Below are 5,632 nucleotides of genomic sequence, written 5' to 3' on the forward strand. Positions count from 1 at the left end.
AAGTTATGTTACCATTTGTTCTTATCTTTTTTCTTGTTATTGCGATGTATATTGCTTATCAAAAGAGAAAAAAATCCGAGATAAAAGGATTGAAAAGTGCGCTAACTTCTATTTGTTTCTTTTCACTCGCAATATTAAATATGTTTGCATATTGGTTTCATTTTGGCGGTGTTTTTACTTGGTTATTTTCAATTGTATTATTGCTAGTTGGTGCATATTTTACAAAATATATTCCAATATCTAAAAAGGTACATTAAAATTTATAAGAGTTTACATGCAATGTTTACTTTTTTGAAAAGAGATTATTCTACTAGATCGTTGTGAAACGATTTCATAGGACAATCTCTTTTGTTTAGTTTTGGAAAGAACGTACTGTGATTTGTAGTTGCTCAATAAATTCTCGAGTGGCAGCACACATATATTTATCTTTTCTATAAATAAGCCCTATTTCAATTATTGGAGTAGGGTTTTCTATTTTAATAGCTTGAATGTTTTTATTTTGTAAAAAGTCTATATATGGTTGTGGTAACACTGTAATTCCCATTCCTTTAGAAACCATTTGGATTAAAGATTCCATCGTACTAATTTCTAAAATTGGTCTTGGTCTAAAGTTGAATTTTTGACAATGAGATGTAATTAGTTCGGTTAAAAAGAAATTTTTAGGTAAAAGAATTAAAGGGTAGTTCTGTAGTTCAGTAATAGATACATGATTACGTTTAGCTAATCGATGACCAGTTGGCACGACCAATGTAAGGTCGCTTTTGTATAGAGGGATGGAGATAATTTCTTTATCTTGCACCGGGAGAAATGTAATGCCGATATCTAGTTCGTTTTGTAATAATTTTTCACGAATATCTCCTGTACGAAGCCCTAATACAGAAAGCTCTATATTGGGATATAAATTATTGAAATTTAAAATAGCTGGTGGTAGTAAATAATTTACGACGGTTAACAAAGCCCCTATTGTTAAGGAACCTTGCTGTAATCCGTTTAGGTCTTGAAGGGCTGAACGAGCTTGTTCGACTTCATGAAAAATGGTTTTACAATGTGATAATAAAATCTTCCCTGCTTCAGTTAAAGATATTTTTTTACCAATTCGATCGAAAAGTGGCATTCCTACTTCATGCTCTAATGCACGTATTTGTTGACTTAGTGAAGGCTGTGAAATATTTAATTTCTCAGCTGCTTTTGTGAAATGTAATTCTTTTGAAACAGCTAAAAAGTATTCAAGTTGTCGTAATTCGATTGAAATCACCTCAAGTATAATAATAGGTTATACCTATCATTATTATATAAATAATTGAATTGAACAATGATTTTAGAGGTTTTATAATCATCTTTATATAGCAGAGAGGGTTGTAAAAATTAATCGAGAGAAAATACATGTAACACCTTTAAAGGAGGAAATAGAATGGCTAATGAATATCGATTATTATCTTTAAATATAGGATTACCAAAAGAGGTTACATACGGCGGAAAAGTAATTCATACAGGCATAAATAAGAAACAAGTAAAGGAACCGGTATATTTATCCTTTGTAAAGTTTAATGGAGATGGACAGGCGGACTTAGTTCATCATGGAGGAGTAGATAAAGCAGTTTGTGTTTATACTGGTGATCACTATCCATACTGGGAACAAGAATTGAATCAAGATCTTGTATATGGGGCTTTTGGAGAAAATATAACAGTTAGTGGTATGCGCGAAGAGGATGTTTGTATTGGTGATACGTTTGAGCTAGGACAGGCAATCGTACAGGTAACACAACCAAGGCAACCTTGTTTTAAATTAGCAAAAAAATATAATATTTCAAAGTTACCACTATATTTTCAAGAAACAGGATATACAGGATTCTATTTTCGCGTATTAAAAGAAGGATGGGTATCATCAGTCGATACATTAAAAAGACTACAGTCTGATCCAAAAGGTGTTTCAGTAGCGTTTGCTAACCATATCATGCACAAGGAAAAACAAAATATTGAAGGGATAAAAAGGATATTAGAAGTAAATGCACTTTCAAGTAGTTGGAGAAAGTCTTTTGAAAAGCGTATAAGTGGAGAAGAAATTAATACGAAGGAAAGACTTGAAGGGATAAAAGACTAAAAATATTTTATTATAAATAGTGTATTTCTATTAGTAAAAGCTAATTAGAAAGCGCTATTTTTATATAATAAACTAATTAATATCCAAAAATCTTAATATTGTTTTATTCGACTTATTTTCAAATAGTCAAAACATAAAATTAATTAGACTTTTTTTTTATGTTTTATGATAGTATATTGATTGGTAAGACCTCTATTTTTAAGAGTAGGTCATATAAGTATATCTAATTTAATGGAATTTAACATTTGGAGGTACAACATGGGGAATGTTGAAAAAATGGCAAGTCTTCTAATAGAAGAACCGAAAAGAGAGCAGTTATTTCCTTTATTTGAAGAAGTGTTTGAAATTACAACTCAAACATTGAATGATTTTTCGGATAAAGGGTATTGGGATGATACATATAAAGCTTTATCATTTTTACAAGAAGATAAAGTGATTGCAAATGTTGCGGCATTTTCACTCCCATTATTAATTAATGGAGAAAAAATAAATGCGGCGGGTATTCAATCAGTAATGACACATCCTAATTTCCGTAGACAAGGGCTAATGAAACAATTAATGGGTAAAATGATAGAAGAAATCGATAAGAAATGTGAATGTACATTATTGTTTACGGAAAAACCTGAACTATATACAGCGTTTGGATTTAAAGTTGTGCAGGAATATTTGATGACTATACCATACGATAAAAACAATAATAACGATTCACTACTTAAAAAATTAGATTACTATAATGTAGAGAATAGACAGTTAATACATGAAACTATTGATAGTGGCCAAAGACTTTCAAATAATTTTTCAACTTTAAATTTCCGTCCTTCATTTTATTTGAATATGTATGACTCGGAATGGAATGAGAAATTGTATTATTCAGAGAAACTAGATGCTTTAATCGTTTATGAAGTAGACAATGAAAAGTTGAAATTATTTGGAGTATTTGCGCCAGTACTTCCGGTTTTAGATGAAATATGTGGAGAAATCAATGAAAGGTTTACGGAAATCGAATTTTATTTTTCTCCAGATCAATTAGGGATTGAGGATGTACAGTTTACAGAATTACAGTCTAGTAAGTATTTAATGGTTCGAAGTGATAAAGAGTTAGATTTTAAAGGTTATAAATTCCCAGTATTAGCGGAGTTTTAAATGTCTATATAAATGCTTTATATATCGTATATACCAGAACGTATTGAGCAACTCACTATAATGAATGTACCTGAATACTATAAGATTAATGACAATCATGCGTTTATTGTCCGTTCGAAAGCAGAAACTGATTTTTGGCTTAAAACACATTATGGTTTTGAAGTAATGAATGGTCATGTATTTTATAGTGAGATGATGACAGACTTTCAAGCTGAAGTTCAGTTACGTATGAATCCAAATTCAAAATTCGATCAAGCAGGTCTTTTTGTTATGATTTCGGAGAACTGTTGGCTAAAAACATCTTTAGAATATATCCCTGAAGGGCCATCTCACTTAGGTGCTGTCGTAACGAATAATGGATATTCTGACTGGTCAACGCAAGATTATCCAACTGAAGAAGCTAAGCAACAAATTCGTTTTCGAATTATTCGAAAACGTGGTGATTATACAATATATGTGAAAAAGAGCCATCAATGGGAACAAATAAGAATCACTCATTTAATGGAGGATATAGGGAATGAGCCTATTAAAATAGGTTTTTACACGTGTAGTCCTTCTAAAAATAAGGGATTTGAGACTGAGTTTTTAAATTTTACAATTGAAGAAATATAGATGAAAAACCGTATTCTTTTCAGTAAGAATGCGGTTTTTGTATTTACATAATATAAAGCACATTTATTGACCAGAAAGTCATTAATGCTTATCATTTAATAATGTTAAATATTAATTTACATAATATAATAGAAGTAATGAAGAAATTACAAAATATATCGCTTAAATAAGGAGGGATATGAATTATTCAGTGGTAATTTCATGGGAAAAGGAGATTATGTATGAAATCATTTCGTAAGTTATTACAGTATTTAAAACCATACATGTTCTTCGCTATTATTGGACCGCTATTTATGGTACTTGAGGTTGCGATGGACTTAATTCAACCGACTATTATGCAACATATCATTGATGTTGGGATTGCAAATCGGGATTTAAATTATGTAATAAAAATGGGGCTTCTTATGATAGGGGCAGCAGCACTCGGTTTAGTTGGAGGGCTTGGGTGTATGATGTATTCTACAAAAGCAGCTGTTAATTTCGCTACAGACATAAGAAAAGATGTGTTTGCGAAAATAGAAACATTTTCTAGTAATAATCGTGATTCATTTGGAACAGGTAAATTATTAACGATTGTGACGAATGATATCACTTCTATTCAATCGGCAATGACGATGACATTACGTGTTCTCGTTCGTGGCCCACTGTTATTTATCGGAAGTATAATTATTGTTTTTGTAACAGCGCGAGAGTTATTTCCAATATTACTTGTAGTTGTTCCAATTTTATTACTTGCAATTATTTTAATTGCAAGTAAAGCAAGTGGTACATTTAAAAAGGTGCAAGAGGCATTAGATAAAGTGAATACAAAGTTACAAGAAAATTTATCTGGTGTGCGTGTTATAAAAGCGTATGTAAGACAAAAATATGAAATCGCTCAATTTGGAAATGTAAATACAAATTTAACGAAGATAAATATTCGAGCTGTGCAACTTATTTCTTTAATGATGCCAATCATTATGCTAGTTGTAAGTGGCGGGATTGTTGCAACATTATGGATTGGTGGAGAAAAAGTATTCAGTGGAACACTTCAAGTAGGAGCGATTTTGGCATTTATTAATTACTTGAATATCATTTTAATGTCACTTATGTCGATTAGCATGGTATTTATTCAAATTGCGCGAGCTTTTCCATCTGCGGATCGTGTAAAGCAAGTGTTAAATACTGAAGTTGATATTATAAGCGAAGCGAATGCGATTGAACCTGAGAAAATCGAGGGGAATATAGAATTTAAAAATGTTAGTTATAGCTATACGAAAAATAATGAATATGTTTTAAAAGATATTTCGTTTAGCATACAAAAAGGTGAAAAAGTAGGGATTATTGGATCGACTGGAAGTGGTAAATCAACCTTAGCGAAACTGTTACCACGTCTATATGATGTGGATCAAGGTGAAATATGTATAGATGGAATAGATGTTAAAACATATGATTTGCAAAAACTCCGTGCTTCAATAGGCTTTGTACCTCAGAAGGCGTTATTGTTCTCAGGTAGTATAGAAGAGAATTTACGTTATGGTAAAGAAGATGCAACACACGATGAGCTGGAAGTAGCAACCGCATCAGCTTGTGCGACTGAGTTTATCAATAAGCTGGAAGAATCTTATCAATATAATTTAACACAAGGTGCAACAAATCTATCAGGTGGACAAAAACAACGTGTATCAATTGCAAGAGCACTTGTGAGAAAACCACCGATTCTAATATTAGATGATTCTACATCAGCAGTTGATGCGAAATCAGAGGCTACTATTCAAACAGCTTTAAAAACAAAAT

General features: G+C 31.5%; 6 protein-coding genes. 5 read left to right on the top strand and 1 reads right to left on the bottom strand.

The genetic code is table 11. The features are described from left to right. Positions 1–5 precede the first annotated feature (5 nt). Positions 6–257 carry a hypothetical protein gene (locus MR167_RS30055; protein ID WP_003278217.1) on the top strand — a complete coding sequence of 84 codons (252 nt, stop codon included), beginning with the start codon at positions 6–8 and terminating at the stop codon, positions 255–257. Between the two features lie 95 nt (positions 258–352). Here the strand turns inward: MR167_RS30055 and MR167_RS30060 are convergent, their stop codons facing one another. After that, entirely contained in the window at positions 353–1,255 is a 903-nt protein-coding gene (locus MR167_RS30060; RefSeq protein ID WP_000623400.1) for a LysR family transcriptional regulator, read from the bottom strand. Positions 1,256–1,411: 156 nt separating this feature from the next. Between MR167_RS30060 and MR167_RS30065 the strand changes: the two genes are divergently transcribed. The 4 genes from MR167_RS30065 to MR167_RS30080 form a co-directional block, all read left to right on the top strand. Continuing rightward, positions 1,412–2,101, top strand: a complete 690-nt coding sequence (locus MR167_RS30065; protein ID WP_242316132.1) for an MOSC domain-containing protein — start codon at positions 1,412–1,414, stop codon at positions 2,099–2,101. A gap of 258 nt (positions 2,102–2,359) precedes the next feature. Next, the gene (locus tag MR167_RS30070) at positions 2,360–3,244 is read left to right on the top strand and encodes a GNAT family N-acetyltransferase (protein WP_000528682.1); all 885 of its coding nucleotides are present in this window, start codon (positions 2,360–2,362) and stop codon (positions 3,242–3,244) included. A gap of 12 nt (positions 3,245–3,256) precedes the next feature. Then, the gene (locus MR167_RS30075; RefSeq protein ID WP_242316133.1) at positions 3,257–3,856 is read left to right on the top strand and encodes a DUF1349 domain-containing protein; all 600 of its coding nucleotides are present in this window, start codon (positions 3,257–3,259) and stop codon (positions 3,854–3,856) included. Between the two features lie 221 nt (positions 3,857–4,077). Continuing rightward, on the top strand, positions 4,078–5,632 hold a 1,555-nt coding region (locus MR167_RS30080; protein WP_242316134.1), incomplete at its 3' end, for an ABC transporter ATP-binding protein.

Origin of the sequence: Bacillus cereus group sp. BfR-BA-01355 (assembly GCF_022663675.1) — a bacterium.
GTDB lineage: Bacteria > Bacillota > Bacilli > Bacillales > Bacillaceae_G > Bacillus_A > Bacillus_A thuringiensis_S.

Bases quoted from the DNA above. Each gene is read 5' to 3' on its own strand.
- MR167_RS30055 (WP_003278217.1), top strand. From the start codon at position 6: ATGTTACCATTTGTTCTTATCTTTTTTCTTGTTATTGCGATGTATATT.
- MR167_RS30065 (WP_242316132.1), top strand. From the start codon at position 1,412: ATGGCTAATGAATATCGATTATTATCTTTAAATATAGGATTACCAAAA.
- MR167_RS30070 (WP_000528682.1), top strand. From the start codon at position 2,360: ATGGGGAATGTTGAAAAAATGGCAAGTCTTCTAATAGAAGAACCGAAA.
- MR167_RS30075 (WP_242316133.1), top strand. From the start codon at position 3,257: ATGCTTTATATATCGTATATACCAGAACGTATTGAGCAACTCACTATA.